The sequence below is a fragment of the Agrococcus beijingensis genome, from assembly GCF_030758955.1.
Taxonomy (GTDB): Bacteria; Actinomycetota; Actinomycetes; order Actinomycetales; family Microbacteriaceae; genus Agrococcus; species Agrococcus beijingensis.
The window spans coordinates 390,557-407,613 of the sequence record NZ_CP132360.1; the positions used below are offsets into that span (position 1 = coordinate 390,557).

At 67.5% G+C, this 17,057-nt stretch carries 13 protein-coding genes; 6 read left to right on the forward strand and 7 right to left on the reverse strand.

Features of this window, described 5'->3' with window-relative positions:
- Window positions 1-937: 937 nt before the first annotated feature.
- Genes Q9250_RS01760 through Q9250_RS01780 form a run of 5 tightly spaced genes read right to left on the reverse strand, consistent with a single transcriptional unit; the run spans window position 938 to window position 8,257 of the window.
- Window positions 938-1,489, reverse strand: coding sequence for a hypothetical protein (locus Q9250_RS01760; RefSeq protein ID WP_306232859.1), 552 nt, complete (start codon window positions 1,487-1,489; stop codon window positions 938-940).
- A gap of 34 nt (window positions 1,490-1,523) precedes the next feature.
- Window positions 1,524-4,526, reverse strand: coding sequence for a type I restriction endonuclease subunit R (locus Q9250_RS01765; protein ID WP_306232860.1), 3,003 nt, complete (start codon window positions 4,524-4,526; stop codon window positions 1,524-1,526).
- Complete coding sequence (locus Q9250_RS01770; protein ID WP_306232861.1) at window positions 4,523-5,584, reverse strand: restriction endonuclease; 1,062 nt, start codon at window positions 5,582-5,584, stop codon at window positions 4,523-4,525. Before Q9250_RS01770 ends, Q9250_RS01765 begins: the two co-directional genes overlap by 4 nt.
- Window positions 5,581-6,777, reverse strand: coding sequence for a restriction endonuclease subunit S (locus tag Q9250_RS01775; protein WP_306232862.1), 1,197 nt, complete (start codon window positions 6,775-6,777; stop codon window positions 5,581-5,583). The genes Q9250_RS01770 and Q9250_RS01775 overlap by 4 nt, the downstream gene beginning before the upstream one ends.
- A complete protein-coding gene (locus Q9250_RS01780) occupies window positions 6,770-8,257 on the reverse strand; it encodes a type I restriction-modification system subunit M (RefSeq protein WP_306232863.1) in 1,488 nt (495 codons plus the stop codon). The genes Q9250_RS01775 and Q9250_RS01780 overlap by 8 nt, the downstream gene beginning before the upstream one ends.
- Before the next feature lie 286 nt (window positions 8,258-8,543).
- Here Q9250_RS01780 and Q9250_RS01785 point away from each other — a divergent pair, with 286 nt between their 5' ends.
- Entirely contained in the window at window positions 8,544-8,981 is a 438-nt protein-coding gene (locus Q9250_RS01785) for a hypothetical protein (protein ID WP_306232864.1), read from the forward strand.
- A 127-nt stretch (window positions 8,982-9,108) separates the two neighbouring features.
- Here the strand turns inward: Q9250_RS01785 and Q9250_RS01790 are convergent, their stop codons facing one another.
- The gene (locus tag Q9250_RS01790; protein ID WP_306232865.1) at window positions 9,109-10,134 is read right to left on the reverse strand and encodes a hypothetical protein; all 1,026 of its coding nucleotides are present in this window, start codon (window positions 10,132-10,134) and stop codon (window positions 9,109-9,111) included.
- Between the two features lie 1,070 nt (window positions 10,135-11,204).
- Window positions 11,205-11,906 (reverse strand): VOC family protein, encoded by a 702-nt coding sequence (locus tag Q9250_RS01795; protein ID WP_306233880.1) that lies wholly within the window; start codon window positions 11,904-11,906, stop codon window positions 11,205-11,207.
- A 123-nt stretch (window positions 11,907-12,029) separates the two neighbouring features.
- Between Q9250_RS01795 and Q9250_RS01800 the strand changes: the two genes are divergently transcribed.
- From Q9250_RS01800 to Q9250_RS01820, 5 genes are all read left to right on the forward strand, one after another.
- The gene (locus tag Q9250_RS01800) at window positions 12,030-12,611 is read left to right on the forward strand and encodes a GNAT family N-acetyltransferase (RefSeq protein ID WP_306232866.1); all 582 of its coding nucleotides are present in this window, start codon (window positions 12,030-12,032) and stop codon (window positions 12,609-12,611) included.
- A gap of 107 nt (window positions 12,612-12,718) precedes the next feature.
- The gene (locus Q9250_RS01805) at window positions 12,719-13,651 is read left to right on the forward strand and encodes a carbohydrate ABC transporter permease (RefSeq protein WP_422665061.1); all 933 of its coding nucleotides are present in this window, start codon (window positions 12,719-12,721) and stop codon (window positions 13,649-13,651) included.
- Window positions 13,648-14,517, forward strand: coding sequence for a carbohydrate ABC transporter permease (locus Q9250_RS01810; RefSeq protein ID WP_306232868.1), 870 nt, complete (start codon window positions 13,648-13,650; stop codon window positions 14,515-14,517). The genes Q9250_RS01805 and Q9250_RS01810 overlap by 4 nt, the downstream gene beginning before the upstream one ends.
- 47 nt (window positions 14,518-14,564) lie before the next feature.
- Window positions 14,565-15,911 (forward strand): ABC transporter substrate-binding protein, encoded by a 1,347-nt coding sequence (locus Q9250_RS01815; RefSeq protein ID WP_306232869.1) that lies wholly within the window; start codon window positions 14,565-14,567, stop codon window positions 15,909-15,911.
- 28 nt (window positions 15,912-15,939) lie between these two features.
- Complete coding sequence (locus tag Q9250_RS01820) at window positions 15,940-17,016, forward strand: ABC transporter ATP-binding protein (RefSeq protein ID WP_306232870.1); 1,077 nt, start codon at window positions 15,940-15,942, stop codon at window positions 17,014-17,016.
- Window positions 17,017-17,057 lie beyond the last annotated feature (41 nt).

Sequence of the window (17,057 nt, forward strand, 5' to 3'; positions counted from 1 at the left end):
ATTCAGGCTGGAGACCTTGCACGAAAGCGGCCTGTCGACACGTTCGACGCGGACGGCGCGCTCGTGGAGTGCTGGCACGGTCGACACTATGAAGCGATCGACTGTAGTTGCGAGTGCCGCTGCTGCCGATCCGGCCACGTGCCGTCGCCACCGCTGGCCGGCGCGGAAGGCTGGTGGGTCGTCACCACCCAGTCCGGGCCGCGCTACTTCATCCTCGACGGTGGCCGCAAAGCCGTCCGCCACTCGTCGCGGGACGACTCTCAGATCGTGTTCCTCAGCGCGCGGATCAAGCCGGTGGCGCTTGAGGTTGGCGGTGGGTCCTGGCGGCTCGACACGATCGATCGATGGATGCAGCCGACCGGCGTGCGCAGCGTCCGGCGCGCGACCGTCGACAAACTGTGCGCTCTCGGCCCGGAGCCATGGCGACCGTATGCAGGCGCGACGGTGAATGTGATGACCCGCGGGGCGAGCGCTAAAGGGACCTCCGGGCGGCCATGTGGACCCGCTGGAGCTCCGGGCGACTACCCCCGCACGCCGGGGAGCGCGTCGCCCCCTGCTGGGCGCTGCACGTGCGGCACCTCCCGGACGTACCCGCAACCGCGGCAGCGACTCTCCTGCAGCACCGTCCCGCAACGGGGGCATGTATCGATCGGAATCGTGTCCAGCGGGTCGCCCATGGCGACAGGGTAAACGGTGGCAACTCGGAGCGCCCACTTCGATCCGCAAGAGCTGGTTCTGGTGCGGCGCTCAGCCTCGAGTGCGGTGTCGACCTGCGTTTGAACGCTGTCGGGGCGCCGAAGTATCTGGCGTGACTGATGCCGTTGCGACGGTGATCAGTGCGCTGTCATGAACCACGGCCAAGCCTGGCGTTTCAGGGACCGACGATCCGTCACGACCCTCGCGCCAGTACGAGTCGCGGCTGGGTACGAGCCCGCCGTCATCCAGATTCGAGGAAGTTGCGCGCCACGGCCATCACCGCGGGAGCGCGGTCCAGGGCGATCGCTTCGGCGGGGGAGAGATCGTCGAGTTGGTCTTTCATGCCCATCCACCATGCTCGGGTCGTTTCTGGCGACTCCACTGATACGACGAGTTGCCACGCTGCGTGTGCTTCGCGCAGGCGGCGCTCGTGCACCGGCGTCGGCTCGCTTTCCTTCGTCCCCCAGCGCTTCACTTCGTCTGGCTTGGCGTCGACCGTGAGTGCAACCAGCTGCGGGCCGAGGAACTCCACGAGCTGTCGCGCAATCTGGTCTGTCGGTAGCCGCGCGGGTTGAGTCACTCGTCGTAGCGAACGACGGGATGGGTACGGCGACGCGTCCCCTTGAGCAGTAGGGGCGTCCGACGTGCGAGCTTCTTCTCGCCGCGCCATCCGAAGCGCCGCGTAGCGAACGAACTCCTCCGGAGAGCTGTCGAGGCGTTCGGCCGCACGCGCGATCACTTCGAGATCGCCTTCACTGAGTTCGAGTGCCATGCGGATCGTTCTGGCGCGCATGCGCAGAGTTTACGTGCGCGGGCGAAGCCTCGGTCTAGTAGTTGGCGGCGACGTATCCGTAGGCGCGCTCGAAGAGTCCAGGCTCACCGAGCAGAAGGTGGCGCTTCAGCACTTCCCGGATGGCGGCCCGGACTTGCTGGTCGCCCTTGCGGGTTTCGACCCAGCCGGTGAAGCGGGTCTGCCGGACGATGTCGTCGATGTCGAGCACTACGCGCTCGATCATGTCTGGCGCTTGCTGGGGTGCTGCTTCTCGGAAGATCGCGGTGAGGGCTCCGATGCGAGGGTCCGGGAGAAGGCTCAGGCCAGCTGCGCCTGCCTCGTCCTCTGCGCGCTCGGCTTCGGTGACGTCCTTCGCAAGCTCGAACGCTGCGCGCAGCCAGTCGATCGATGCCTGGGCAGCTTCGAGCGCTCGCGCCCGCAACTGGTCGAGTCGTTCGGCGAGCGACCGGTACACGGGGTGATCCCCATTCGCGCCCTGCAGTCGCTTCTTGAGACGCGCGGCGATGCTGTCGATGATCTCATCGACGGTCCGGTCTTCGACTCCCTCGAGGTCGGCGGGACCGCTCTCGATGAGGTCGCGGATGGTGTCGACGTCGGCGATCACCACGTCAGCCTCAGAAGTGACGCGTACGTCGCGCATGTGCTCGTAGACGAGCTCGAGCGTCTTCGCGCCAAGCCGTTGCCAGAGCAGGTTGTCGCCGGTGTCGGAAGGCGTCATGTTCCGGTACAGCTGCGCTATAAAGCGGTAGGCGGGCTTGTGCGGGTAGAGGCGCGCGTCGGGAGCGAGGGTCTCCCAGATCCCTTCGAGCATCAGGTACGCGGCGGCGAACTCATCGCGGTCAGCAGGCTTCGGCATGCGCTGCTGCGCATCGATCAGCGTGTGTGCGGTCGGGTGCGCGTAGTCGAGGCCCGCGAAGCGCAGCATGGCGACGTGCAGCTGCTGCTCGAACGTCTGAAGCAGCGCGTCCTCGTCGATGTCGGGCCCGTCCTGACCGGCCTGCGCGGGCTTCATAGCTTCGGCGAACTCGTCGCCGAGCCCGACGTAGTCGACGATCGTGCCGTAGCGCTTGTCCTTGCCGGTCTCTGGGTTCCGCCAGGTGCGGTTCGCCCGGGTGATCGTCTGGAAGAGCGTGTGGCGCTTGAGCGGCTTGTCGAGGTACATGACGCCCTCGATCGGGGCGTTGAAGCCGGTGCCGAGCTTCGAAGTGCAGACCAGGAACTTCAGCGGATCTCCGTAGGTGCGGAAGCGCGAGAGCACGCGCTCCTCTTCCTGCTCGGTGAGCTTGTACTTCGCCCAGGTGCCGTCGTCGCCCTTGGCCTCCTCGACGGTCATCACGACCTCGACCTCGTCGCCGGTGCCGCGCTCCTCGAGCAGGCGCCGGAGCTCCTCGGTGTAGGCGACGCAGGCGGCGCGGTCGTAGACGACGACCTGCGCCTTCATGCCGGACGGGTCGACGTGCGAGTAGAAGTGGTCGACGACGTCGGCGCACACCTGCCGGACGCGGTCGGGGTTGCCGAAGAAGGTGCTTACGCGCGAGGCGCGGCGGGCGAGCACGTCGGCGTCTGCCTCGTCGAGGCCCTCGGCGGTGCGGAGCGCGTCGAACGCCTCGTCGAGCGCCTCCTTGTCGAGTCGGAACTCGACCTTGCGGGGGCTCACGTGCAGCGGCACTGTCATGCCGTCGCGGATCGACTGGCCCGCGTCGTAGGAGTGGAGGACGCGGCCCTCGTCGGACTCGTCGCCGAAGGTGCGGAACGTGCTGCGGTCGAGCTCGGCGATCGGGGTGCCGGTGAAGCCGAACATGGAAGCGTTCGGCAGCGACGCGCGCATGGTCGTGCCGAGATCACCCTCCTGCGTGCGGTGCGCCTCATCAGCCATGAGGACGATGTTGCTGCGCTGGTTGAGCACGCCGGCGCCTGCGAACTTCTGCACGGTGGCGAAGATCATGCCGCGCCGGTCCTGCTGGCCGAGCGCGCTCCGCAGCGCCGCGGCGCTCTGCGGGACGACGAGCCGCGGCATGCTCGCGGTGCGGAACTGATCCCATAGCTGTCGCACGAGCTGCAGCCGGTCGGCGACGAGCACGATCGTCGGGTTCTGCATCGCCGGTTCGCGCAGCAGCCGGGCGGCGGCGAAGACCATCGCGAGCGTCTTGCCGGAGCCTTGCGTGTGGTAGATCAGCCCGCGGTTGCGCTCCGGATCGAGGGCGCGGGCAGTGATGAGTTCGACGGACTGGACCTGCGTGTAGCGGGCGACCAGCTTCACGAGCTCCGCCGAGGCATTGTCCTCGGGGGTCTCGAAGAGGGTGAAGTCGCGCAGGAACGACAGCACTCGCGCGGGCGAGAGCAGGTCGGAGGCGGCGTCGAGCACGCGCTGCAGCGGGTACGGCTCGTCGAAGTCGCCCCACGGGCTCCACGCCTCGACCGGCGCGCCAACGCCGGCGTAGTGCAGTTCGCGGCCGTCGCACGCGGCAACGAGCACGTTCGGCACGAAGAACTCCGGCCACCCCGGCTGGTAATCCCGGACGAGCTCGGTGGCGCCGTTCGCCCAGGTGATCTGGTGCTTCACCGGCGACTTGAGCTCGAGGACCGCCAGCGGGAGGCCGTTCACCCACAGCACGAGGTCGAAGCGCGCCGTGTGCCCGGGCACGCCGAAAGAGACCTCCTCGGAGACGATGAGGCTGTTCGCCGCTGGGTCCTCAAAGTCGATGAGCCTGACGGGCGCGTCGTGCGGGGCGCCCAGGAAACGCACGGATTGGGAGCCGCGGAGCCACTCGGCCATGTCGCGATTCGCGACGACCAGACCCGCCTCGCGAGCGGAGAGCAATGCCGCACGCAGCGGCCGCAGCACCTCCTCAGCGCGCTCCGGCGCCTCCGCGACGAGCGGGTTCAGGCGCTCGAGCGCGCTGGTCAACTCGCGCTCGATGAGCGGCGACTCGAGCTCGCGCTCGAGCCGGTGGGCAGGGACGTGCTTCCAACCGACCGCGACCAGCGCGGCCACGAGAGGCTGTCGCACGCTCAGGTGCTCGCCGAGCCCGGTCATGCGTCTCTCGTCTCGTCGTCGTCGAGTACCCAGACCTGGCGAAGAGGAATCTGCTCCTTGGTGGCCGCCGGCAGATGCTCGTACGTCTCGAACAGCTTCTCGAGGAGCGCTTCAGCGTCCCACACTCGCAGCCAGGTGAGCTTCTTGAACTCCGAAGCCGCGGGCTTTGTGAGTCCACCCCACGCCACGAGCAGGCCTTGTTGAGCCTGGTGTTGCATCCAAGCGGAGTGGAGGCCGCGAACGACCGAGGCTCCGATCGGCGACGGCTCCGACTTCACTTCGACGACGATCCGCGAGTCGAGCCCGAGAGGGCCTCGGCCGGCCAGGATGTCGACCCCGCCGTCCGGGCCGGGAGGGGATACCTCGCAGTGGTAGCCGAGAACGGTGAGGATGTCCGCGACCAGTCCGGTGAGTCGGTGCTCACGGAACGACGCAGCGACATGCGAGCGAACCCGATCACGAATCGTCTCGAGCGTAGGCACTAGCTCAGGGTCGGTGACATCTGCGGAGTCTTCGCTCTCGGCTGTCCTCGGGGCGGGCTCAGGAACCGCGCTTGCACCTAGCCCCGGATCGCTGCCAGTCTCAGCGATCGCTTCCAGTCGCTCGGCGGCGTTGTTGCGCGATGGACTGAAGACGGTGAGGTACGCGCCCAGGATCAGCAGGAGGTCCTCGTCGATCACGGCCCGCGCCACAGGCTCGCCGAGCCACTCGACCGGGCGGAAGTGGCGCCTCGTCGGTTCAGGCTCAGTTGCGTCGAACGCGTAGTCGCCGGTGACTCGTCCAAACTGGATGTAACCGGGCTTCGTCTTCAGCGGTAGCAGCATCAGGTCGCCGGGCTGGATCATGTCCCGGAATGCCCACAACTGGCCGGTGAAGTTGCCGAGCTGCTTTTGCGTCATGCCCGGCCAGATCACCTCGAGCCTTGCCCGCACGTCCTCGCGCGATCGGCAGCGCGACAGTTCGCCAGTGTCCGCCCACCCGACCGTCACACGGCCTCGCTGGAGGTTGTGCTGCTCATTCTCGCCGTGCTTGCCCGCACGCACGACCCATGCTGTCACGCCGCTACCTCCATCACTTCGTCGTACTCGTCCGGGACCGCGTGCTCGCCTGAGAGGAGGGCGGGGAGCGCCTTCGCGCGGAGGTCGCGGAGCGTGGCGATGCCGGTCAGGTGCTGACGCACAGTGGAGCTCGCCACCTCGAGCGACTCCAGGAAGGATTCGTCGGTCGTGCTGGGCACTTGGAGTTCGAGAAGCTTCTTAGCAGCCAGGTTCTTTAGACCCGTGCTTCCCGAGGTCATCCCGGTTAGCGCGCGCTGAGCTGCCGGTGACGACAGAGCATGGAAAATCAGCGCAGCGTTGGCCTCGGACTTTGGGCGCAAACCGAGGTGGAAGGCGGAGAACGGACGGCCCTCAAGTGCCTCGGCAGAGTAGACGTTTCCGATCCGTTCGGCGTTGCCATTGGTTCGCACGACCAGAAGATCGCTCTTTCGCAGGCGATGGACACCCGCAGGCAGGCCCGCGACGTACTTCATCTTGCTGAAGTCGAGCCCAGCAGCGCCGGTTACACCGATGCCGACCACCTCCTCATAACCATCCTCCGCGGACCCGGCTTCGTCGGCCTTACTCCAGTTCGCACCGGGCACGGTCTCAGCGAGGTCGCCGAGACGGGACGCCGGGGGACTGCGGAAGAGGCGGTCGGCCAGCGATCGGTATACGTCGCCTGCCGCAGCCGCGCTCGCCTCGGCCTTCTCGATCGCATCGTCGACCGCGCCGATCAGGTCGACAATGCGGCGCTGCTCGGCGAGGGGCGGGAGGGGCAGTTGGAATGCGAGTAGTTGATGCTCCTTCCACCGCAGTCGGCTCTTCGTCGTGCCGGTGGACTGCTCCGTGACGCGTGCCCAGACAGACGGCTGCTGAAAGAAGAGATCGAGGTACGCGGGCACGAGCCGGCGGTCGTCGACGTCAAACAGCGGGAACTCGTTGGACACGACGCCGTCGGAATGCTGGTCTCGCACGAGACCGAATGACCCCATGCCGGCGAAGAGGCGGTTGTAGGTGAACTGTCCGGCGCGCACGCGGTAGAGCCGGCTCCCCTTGATGTCCGCTCCGCGCTTCGACTCTCGGGCGAACACGCCTTCCCCGTACCAGCGAACGCCGAGGTTGACGTACTCCGCAGCCCGGTCGACCTGAAACGGGTCACTGGCCTGCGAGAGAACGTCACCGAGTGCGGTCGGCGCCCACCCCTCACGCATCGAAGCCTGCCGCGGCGAGCTTGGCGTCGAGGGTGCGCTCCGCCTCGCGGAGCGCGGCGCGCGCGTCGCGGTACGACGCGAGCGCTGCTTCGACGTCGACTTCGGCGTGCTCGGTGACGGAGAGGTAGCGGCCGATGTTGAGGTCGTAGCCGGTGGCGGCGATCTCCTCGTGGTCGACGAGGCGGAGGTGGAGACCGCCCTCGCCGTCGATGTCCTCGCCGCGCGTGTAGGCGGCGTGGATCGCGTCGACGTCGGCGTCGTCCATCGTGTTCTGGTTCTTGCCGGGCTTGAATCGCGCGGAGGCGTCGATGAAGAGCACCTTGCCCTGGCGCTCGGCGGGCTTGCGCTTGCGGAGGATCAGGATCGCGACCGGGATGGAGGTCGAGTAGAAGAGGTTCGTTGGCAGGCCGATGACGGCCTCGATGAGGTCCTGCTCTGCGATGAGGCACTGCCTGATCGCGCCTTCCTTGCCGCCGCGGAAGAGCACACCGTGCGGCATGACCACGCCGACGCGGCCCGTCTCCTCGTCCATGGCGGCGGCCATGTGCTGAATCCAGGCGTAGTCGGCGTTCTTGGCCGGCGGGAGGCCGCAGGCGCTGCGGCCGTAGGGGTCGTTCGACCACTCGGCGGCGCCCCAGTTCTGCAGGCTGAATGGGGGATTGGCGATGACGACGTCGAACTTGTCGAGCTTGCCGCGCGTGACGTGCTTTGGGTCGCGGAGCGTGTCGCCGCGGCGCACGTCGAAGTCGCGGAGCCCGTGCAGGTAGAGGTTCATCTTGGCGATCGCGCTCGTAGTGAGGTTGATCTCCTGCCCGTGCAGCTTCAGCGTGCGCGGGTCGCCGCCGGAGGCAACGACGGCGTTTACCGTCTCGACGAGCATCCCGGCGGAGCCGCACGACGGGTCGATGATCTTCTCCTCGGGCTTCGGCTCGAGGAGCTTGACGAGCAGGTGCACGACGTGACGGGGCGTGAAGAACTCGCCCGCCTTCTTGCCGCTCGCCTCCGCGAACTCGCGCAGCAGGTACTCGTAGGCGGCGCCCAGCATGTCGCCCTCGACGTGGTCGGGATCGAGCTTGACCGGGTGGAACGTGTCGAGCAGCGTCGCCAGGGCGTTCTCGGGCAGGCGGTCCTTGTTGCCCCAGTTCACGTCGCCGAAGACGCCGGCGAGGTCCGGGTTCGCGAGCTCGATGCGCTGCAGCGTGTGGCCGAGCTTCGCGCCGATGTTGAACGTCGTGCCGTAGACGTCGTCCCAGTGGCAGCCGGCCGGGATCGCGAAGGGCTGATAGTCCGCCTCGATCTCGTCATCGAGGTCGTCGCCGTAGATCGCGACCGCCTTCTCGTGCTGGAAGTCCCAGTTGTCGCTGATCCACTTGAAGAACATCACCGGGAAGACGTAGGCCTTGAAGTCGCCCGGGTCAACTGGGCCGCGCAGCGCGTTGGCGGCGGCCCAGAGGGTGGACTCCAACTGCTGCTGGGTCATTCGAGTCGATGGTGTGAAGTCGAGCGTCATTGCTTCCCTGCTGATCAGTCGATGGACGGTGCCCACGCCATTCTGACTGGTTTTTCAGATGCAGGCTCTCGAGGCCCGGTGTGGCGCTGTGCCTGCACTTCAGGGCAGGTCGAAATGCTTGCGGCTCGCTCCAGGTGACCTAACGAATCATCAGACCGACGCCTCCGTCCGCTGCCATCTGTTGATGGCGCGAGCGCTCCAATCGCTCAGTGTTAGCGGACACTCGACTACGAGACCAACCGGATATCATCTCGCGATGCCCGTTGAGCAAGCAGCTGTTCTCGCGCTGACGGTTGTCGGCTTCCTTATAACAGCGTTCGGCTTGTGGCGAATATTCATCGACGCCCGGACAGAGGCTGAGATGGCGCGGAAGCGACTCGAGCTGATGCCTCAGCTCTCTGAAGAGGAGCGAGCCTCGGACGCGAGATTGAGGGCGCGCTTCGAAGCCGAGGGGTTATCACCCTCCAGCATCGACGCCGGGCTTAATGCGACGCGACCATACTGGGATGCTGTGTATGCGAGGCACGACGTTGTGCGCCCGTCCTACGGCAACTTGACGCAGCTGGCGGCACGCGAATCCGAGCGGCTACTAGACGCGGTGCTGAGGGCGACGCGGGGCGACGTGTTGATCGCACTCACAGGTCTGTTGCTGTCGACCGCCGGCAGCGTGTGGTCGCTCTTCCTCGACACATGAAAACGCATTGGTGCCACGCGGACGTGGCGGACTCGGCCGGTCCTTCCGGCCTTGCGGTGTCGAGACGCCCTGAGCACCCGCCAGATCTCTCGACGAGGCCGGGGAGCTCTGGCTGCAGCAGGGTCGTTCAGCGCATGCGCTCGACCAGCAGGTCGAAGAACTCGGCGAGCATTTCGTCTGCTCCGGGCTTCATCAGCTCCGCCCCTCCGAATCGGTAGACTTCGTAACCGGAGAGCCGGAGCCGGCGGTCCTCGGCGACCATCTCGCTGTACAGCTTCGGGCTCGCTGTGTCGCCGTTCGCGTAGTGCTGCTTTCCGTCTACCTCGAGGACCACGCGATGCCTGTCGGAGAACAGGATTAGGAAGTCCATCCGCTGCCGAGCCAGCGGGCTGCCGCTCTGCCCGGCGGTTCGCCGCGCCAGATTGGTTGCTGGATCGAAGTGCAGGTATACCTGCGGAATCAGCGCCGGGGTGCCGAAGCCGTGCTGTTTGTAGCGCGACGCATAGGCGTCGAAGACGCGAAGCTCGACCGGGTTATCGCCGAGAGATGACCGCAACCGGATGTGCAGATCCAGCCCGACGTCCCTCTGCGGCACATCGTCAGCGAAGCCCTGCCGTTCCCGCCACCAGTCGATGAGCTTGCCGTAGCTCAGGCCATCCGCCGGGATCGGCTGGTCGAAGACCAGGCAGAACTGACCATTGCGGACGATCTCGATGTCGTTGTTCACGGCATCGCGCAGCACTAACTCGGGCTTGGGGCCGTTCGCAGCGAAGATCAGGTTCTTGGCGGGCGTGCCGACACCGCCCCCGCGGTCGTACTCGGCGAGCAACGCGGTCAGGTCGTCGAGCAACGTGCCGGTCACCTCCAGTTCGACGACCATGCGGCGCGCAAGTGCCACGAGGCGGGGGAAATCCCAGCCGCCGGTGTATCCCTTGACGACGTCGCGCTTGGTGAATTGGTCGTCGGTGGGCTGCTGATCCGTGCTTGGCCACGGCAGCTCGAGCTCCTCGGCCAGCACGGTTTCAAGGTCTTGGCGGGTGTAGGTGTGGATGAGCGCTTCCTCGATTGCGCTCCGAAACGAGCGCGACGACACCTTGACCGGGACGTTCGCCGCATCCGCCAGGAACGTGTCGAAGAACTTGGAACTGCTCACCGCACCATTGTCCCTGCCGGCGCCCACTGGTCCGAGCGGGCCACCTCGTCGCGCGCGCAACTATGCAGCCCGGCGGCCAGAGGCTGCAGTCGCGCCGACTTCCGTGAACTTCCTGTGGGTTCCGCACCGCGTTTCGGGTACGGAGTTGGGTACGGAGTGTGCGTGGAACGTGGTGCAAGATGGTGCAAGGTGATGCAACGAGATCCAATCGAGCGACGGCAAGAAAGCCCGGAAATCAGCGGAAAGGGTAACCTGCATGGCGGGCAGGGGGCATGCCATGCACATCGTGGCACAAAACGAACCGGTTCCTCGAGCCAGGAATCGCGCTGGCCAGACGGTTTCCGAACCCGTCGCTCCGCGCTGACGATCGCGATCGCATCGCGTCGTGGACGTCGCGGGCGAGCATCCGCGACGAGGGCGTGTCGACAGCGCTAGGCCCACCAGCGCCTTCTGGCCGGCGGCGGTTGCGGCAGCGGTTAGTGCGGGAAACACAGGGATGCGGTAGGACTGTGAGGGAGCACAAGCGCTTCGTTATTGCCCGAAACACAAGGGAGTTGACAATGGACTTGACGGCAGGGGGTCGGGAGTTCGAGTCCCCCCAGATCCACCAAAAAACCGCGCAACTGCGCGGTTTTTCTCATTTCAGCACCCGACTTGTTCCCGCCTGCTGCCCGTCTTGCTAGCCGCGCTACGAGCGGGTGGGAGTGCTTGCGCTCAGCGTGGGTGCGTCGCCGCGGCGTCGCGTACTGTGGCCGCCAACGACCGAAGGAGTCGCCATGTGTCCTCGCGACGAGCACGCCCCTCAGCATCACGTCCCCAGTCCGGGGGAGCCGAGCATTCCTGAGCTGGAGGCCGATCAAACCATCGCACCGCGGCCCGAGGAGGAGATTGCCGACATCCTTCGAGCGGAACCCGATGTTGAGGATCACACCCAGCATCGTGGGTGACCGCGCCGGCGGTGCCGCCCGCTCCCGTTGACTCGGCTCGCTGCCCTACCGCTCGCGGTTCGACGGCTCCACCACCCGCTCGACCTGGATCGCTCGTGCGCCAACGTGTATCGCCGACTCCGGTCAGTCCGTCTTGATCGCGGATGCGTCGACGCAGACGACGCCCTGATTGCCGTCCTGGTCGGCGACCACCGTGAGCCAGGGCGACTTGCTGTCGTCGACGAGGGTGCCACCGGCGGCGAGGGCGGCGGCGATCCGCTCATCTGCCACCTCGGGCGCTACGTAGACCTCCAGGTGGAACCGCTGCTGGGGGTCCTCTCCCGCGTCGCCGAACCAGAGGTTCGGCACTCGGCCGGTGGCGTCGCGGATCTCGTCGCTGGGGGAGCCGTGCCCCTGGGCGTCGCCGCTGCCGGTGAGCAGGGCCGCCCACACCGGGGCGATGGTCGCAGACCGCGCGGTGTCGAGGCCGAGCTCAATGACGCTGACCGCGCCCGGGTCGGCGTCGAGCCGATGGTCGGCGGCGATCTCGCTGATCCGCCGCGCCAGGTCGACATCTCGCTGGGTGACCCACTCGACCACATGCTCGGTGCCCTCGCCGTCGCGGTAGACGGCGTGGTCACTGATGAGCTTCAGGTCGACATAGCCTGCGCCGATCGACGCGATCGGGTGATGCCCGAGCGCGTCGCCCGCTTCGCCCAGTTCCACGAGGAAGCGTGCGCCGGCGCGGAAGTCGTCGATGAGGAACCGGGCGTGCAGTCCCTGGGCGAGCTTGCGCCAGTCGGTCAGGTCTGAGGTGGCGATCTGCTCCCCGGTGAGCATTTCCATGGCCGGCGAGCCTATCCGTGATGCGCGCGCGACGGTCAGGGAATCTGCCAGACGGCATCGCCGCATCCGCTCGCCTTCCGTCATCCGTAGACCGCGCCGCAGGGCGCGTCTACGATCAGCGGCATGGCGACGGACGACTACTCGATCCAGCCGCTGACCGCGCAGACCTGGAACGCGTTCGCCGCCATGGTTGAGCGGCACAACGGGATCTTCGGCGGGTGCTGGTGCACCTACTTCCACGACCAGTCGCTCGAGCGCGGGCCGGGGTATGACGGCAGCCGTGCGCTGAAGCAGCGGCTGGTCGAGGGCGGAGTGGCGCACGCGGCGCTCGTGATGCTCGGCGACGAGGCGATCGCGTGGGCCGAGTTCGGCACACCGGATGAGCTGCCGAACATCCACCACCGCAAGCAGTACCTCGCCGAGGTCGACGTGCTGCCCGACTACCGCGTCACCTGCATCTTCGTCGACAAGCGCTACCGCAAGCACGGCTACGCGAAGGTGGCGCTCGACGGCGCGCTCGCCATGATCGCGGCGCGAGGCGGCGGGGTGGTGGAGGGCTACCCGCACGAGGTCGGCGAGCAGCGCATGAACAACTCGTTCGTCTACAACGGCACCCGCGCGATGTACGAGCAGGCCGGCTTCGCCTTCGTGCGCGCCAAGGGGTTGAAGAACACGGTCATGCGCCGCACGGTGCAGCCGGCCTGAGGCACGAGAGCGCCGACCTCGCGCCGGGGGACACGGCATCGGGGGACAGTGAAGTCAGATAACGCCGCGTTCACCTGAAGCACCCCTGCGGGTCGCCTGCGCGACAGTTGCGGTTCAGCGCGGCCGGACAACCTCGGCGTGTGCCCGCCCCCTCTCCGCATCGCCGTCGCCAGCGGCGCCGTGATGCGCTGGTGTTCTTCGCCTTCGCCGGGCCGAACCTGCTGCTCATCGCGACGTTCATCTACTTCCCGCTGCTGAGCAACGTCTACTACTCGACCCTCAACTGGCGCATGGGCGCCACGAGCGCGACGAGCGCAGGCCTCGACAACTACGTGCGGCTCTTCACCTCGGCGCAGGGCGCGGAGATGTGGCGCGTGACGATCACGTTCACCGTCGTCACCGTGGTCGCCTCGATGGTGCTCGGGCTGCTCGTCGCGCTCGCGCTCAACCGCAAGATCCCCGGCATCACCGCGAGCCGCACGGCGGTCTTCTCGCCCTACGTGCTCTCCGGCGTCGGCGTGGGCATGGTGTGGAACTTCATCTTCGACCCGCAGCTGGGGGTGCTCGGCCACGTGTTCCGCGCCTTCGGCGCGAGCTCGCCCGAGTGGTACCTCGACGGCGACCTCGCGCTCGGCATGGTGATGATGGTCTACGTCTGGAAGAACCTCGGGTTCTGCGCCGTCGTGTTCCTCGCCGGGCTGCAGTCGATCCCGAGCGACCTGATCGAGGCCGCGCGCATCGACCGCGCCGGGGCGCTCACGCGCTTCTTCAAGCTCACGCTGCCGCTGCTGTCGCCGACGGTGTTCTTCCTGACCGTCACGACCATCCTCAGCTCGATGCAGGCGTTCGACATCCTGAAGATCATGACGCCCTCGGGCAACGGCACGAACACGATCGTCTTCGAGCTCTACCTGCAGGGCTTCGGGCCCTACCAGAACGCCGGCTACGCGGCCGCGATCTCGGTGGTGCTCTTCGTCGTGCTGTTCGCCATCACCGCCTTCCAGATGCGGTTCGTCGAGAAGCGGGTGCACTACGCATGAGCTCCACCCACCTCGCCGACTGGCGCCAGGCCTTCTCGCGGCGCAACATCGTCGCGACCGTGCTCGGCGGCTACCTGCCGATCCTGCTCGCGCTCGCCGTCATCGTGCTGCCCCTGCTCTGGATGGCGATCGCCTCGTTCAAGCCCGCGGGCGAGATCATCACGATGCAGCCCACGCTCCTGCCGCAGGAGCCGACGCTCGACAACTACCGCCACGTCGCCGACACGGTGCCGCTGCTGACGGTGCTGGGCAACAGCCTGATCGTCACCGTCGTGGGATCGGCGATCAAGGTGCTGCTCGCCGTCACCACGGCCTACGCACTCGTCTTCGTCGACTTCCGGTTCAAGAACGTCGTCTTCATCGCGATCCTGGTGGCGCTCATGGTGCCGCCCGAGGCCGCGCTGCTGCCGAACTACATGACGATCTCGGCCATGGGCGGGCGCAACACGCTCTGGGGCATCATCCTCCCCGGGCTCGGCACCGCCTTCGGCACCTTCCTGCTGCGGCAGCAGTTCAAGACGCTGCCGAAGGATCTGCTCGAGGCCGCCAAGCTCGACGGCGCCGGCCACCTGAAGCGGCTCTGGCGCATCGTCGCGCCCGTCTCGGCGCCCACCATCGCGACGGTCGCGCTCGTCACGATCGTCGGTGAGTGGAACAACTTCATGTGGCCGCTCATCATCACCGACTCCGTCGACACGATGACCCTGCCGGTGGGCCTCAACCTGCTCCAGACCATCGAGGGGCAGACCGGCAGCTACGGCTACCTGATGGCCGGCGCCGTGCTCGTGATCCTGCCCGTGCTCATCGTGTTCGCCGCGATGCAGCGCTTCATCGTCAGCGGCCTCACGCAAGGCGCTGTCAAGTGAGCCACCAGACCAACCGTCACCCCGCATCCATCTCACCGAGGAGCACCATGTCCCACCGCATCCCCTCGACGCGCGCCAAGCGCGTCACCACCACCTTCGCGGCGCTCGGCGTCGCGGCGCTCGGGCTCACCGCCTGCGGCCCGGCCGTCGGCGCGACCGACGCGGGTGCCGCCGCCGAGGTCGACTGGGCCTCGATCGAGCCGGCCGAGTCGATCAGCTTCTGGACGAACCACCCGGGCGGCTCGCAGGAGATCGAGCAGCAGCTCGTCGAGGCGTTCACCGAGGAGACCGGCATCGAGGTCGAGATCGTCACCGCCGGCGCCAACTACGAGGAGGTCTCGCAGCGCTTCCAGACCGCGCAGACCTCTGGCGACGTGGGCGACCTCGTCGTGATGTCTGACGCGACCTGGTTCACGAACTACGTCAACGACTCGCTGCTCGCGCTCGACGACACGTTCGCCGCGGCCGGGGGAGACACCTCCACCTACAACGAGACGCTCTTCGACGACTACCTCTACGAGGACGCGCACTTCGCCGTGCCGTACGCGCGCTCGACGACCATCTACTACTACAACAAGGACCACTACGCGCAGGCCGGCCTCACCGCCGCGCCCACCACGTGGGATGAGGTGCAGGCCAACTCGCAGGCGCTCATCGAGGCCGGCGTCACCGAGACCGCCTTCACCTTCCCGCCCGCGGCCGACTACCCCGCCTGGATGATGAACAACCTGGTCTGGGGCTACGGCGGCGGCTGGTCTGACGAGTGGGATGCAAGCGCGATGACCAGCGACGGCACCGTGCAGGCCGTGCAGTTCGCGCAGGACGCCGTGCAGGCCGGCTGGGCGAACGTCTCCAGCAACTCGCCCGCCGACGACTTCGCGGCCGGTGCGACGAGCCAGTTCATCGGCTCGACCGGCTCGCTCGGCGGCGTCACCGAGACCGCAGCCTTCGAGGTCGGTGTGGCGTTCCTCCCGGGCGGCCCCGTCGAGCAGGAGCTCGTCGTGCCCACGGGCGGCGCCGGCATCGCCATCTCGGCGGCCTCGACGCCCGAGGAGCAGCTCGCCGCGGCGATGCTCGCCGACCACCTGACGAGCGCCGAGAACACCGTCGCCTTCTCGTCGCAGACGGGCTACATGCCGGTGCGCTCCGACGCCGACGCCAGCTCGCTCTACGCCGAGAACCCGAACTTCGAGGTGGCGGTCGACCAGCTCGAGAGCCGCACGCGCACGCAGGACTTCATGCGCGTCTTCCTGCCGGGCGGCGACCTGACGCTCGCGACCGGCCTGCAGCAGATCCTCACCTCCGACGTCGATGTGGCGGAGGCGCTCGGCGCGATGCAGGCCGAGCTCGAGGGCCTGTACGAGAACGACCTGAAGCCCCAGCTCGAGGGCTGACCCGACCCCTTCCGAAGGAATCCACACCATGGTCAACGTCTCGCTGCATGACGTCACGCTCACCTACCCCGGAGCCTCGAGGCCCTCGATCGACGCGATCGACCTCGAGATCCAGCACGGAGAGCTGCTCGTGCTCGTCGGCCCCTCGGGGTGCGGCAAGTCGACGACGCTGCGCGCGCTCGCGGGCCTCGAGTTCCCCGAGGCAGGCAGCATCGCGTTCGGCGACCGCGACGTCACGGGCGTCGACGGCAGTCAGCGAGACGTTGCCATGGTGTTCCAGAGCTATGCGCTCTACCCGCACATGACGGTGGCCGGCAACATCGAGTTCTCGCTGAAGAACGCGAAGGTGCCGGCCGCCGAGCGCAAGCGGCTGATCGCCGACGCCGCCGAGCTGCTCGAGCTCGACGAGCTGCTCGACCGCAAGCCCCGCGAGCTCTCGGGCGGCCAGCGGCAGCGCGTGGCGATGGGCCGCGCCATCGTGCGCCGCCCGGCGGTCTTCCTGATGGACGAGCCGCTCTCGAACCTCGACGCGAAGCTGCGCGTGCAGACCCGCGGCCAGATCGCCGCCCTGCAGCGCAAGCTCGACGTCACCACCGTCTACGTCACGCACGACCAGACCGAGGCGATGACGATGGGCGACCGCGTGGTCGTCATGAACCAGGGCCGCATCGAGCAGGTCGGCACGCCCCGCGAGCTCTACGACGAGCCCGAGACGCTGTTCGTCGCCGGCTTCATCGGCTCACCGCAGATGAACCTCGTCGAAGGCACGTGGTCGGATGCGTCGGGTGCGCAGGTGGGCGATCTCGCCTTGCCGTTCCGGGCCGCAACGGGACATTCCGGCACCCGACTGACCTACGGCATCCGCCCCGAGGACCTCACGGTCGTGGCGGAGCCGGGGGACCATGCGGCGCTCGTGCGCATCACCGTCGAGCTGGTGGAGGAGCTCGGCTCCGACACCTACGTCTACGGCACCGGTCACGGCGTGCGCTGGACCGCGCGGCTGCCGAAGGGCGCGCACCCGGCGATCGGCGCCGAGCTCGCGTTCTCGGTGGGGGCGGGGAGCATCATCGCCTTCGACCCGACGACCGGGCACCGCATCCACTAGACCGCTCGCGCAGTCTTCGCGGCGCGGGAACTCCGCCAGGA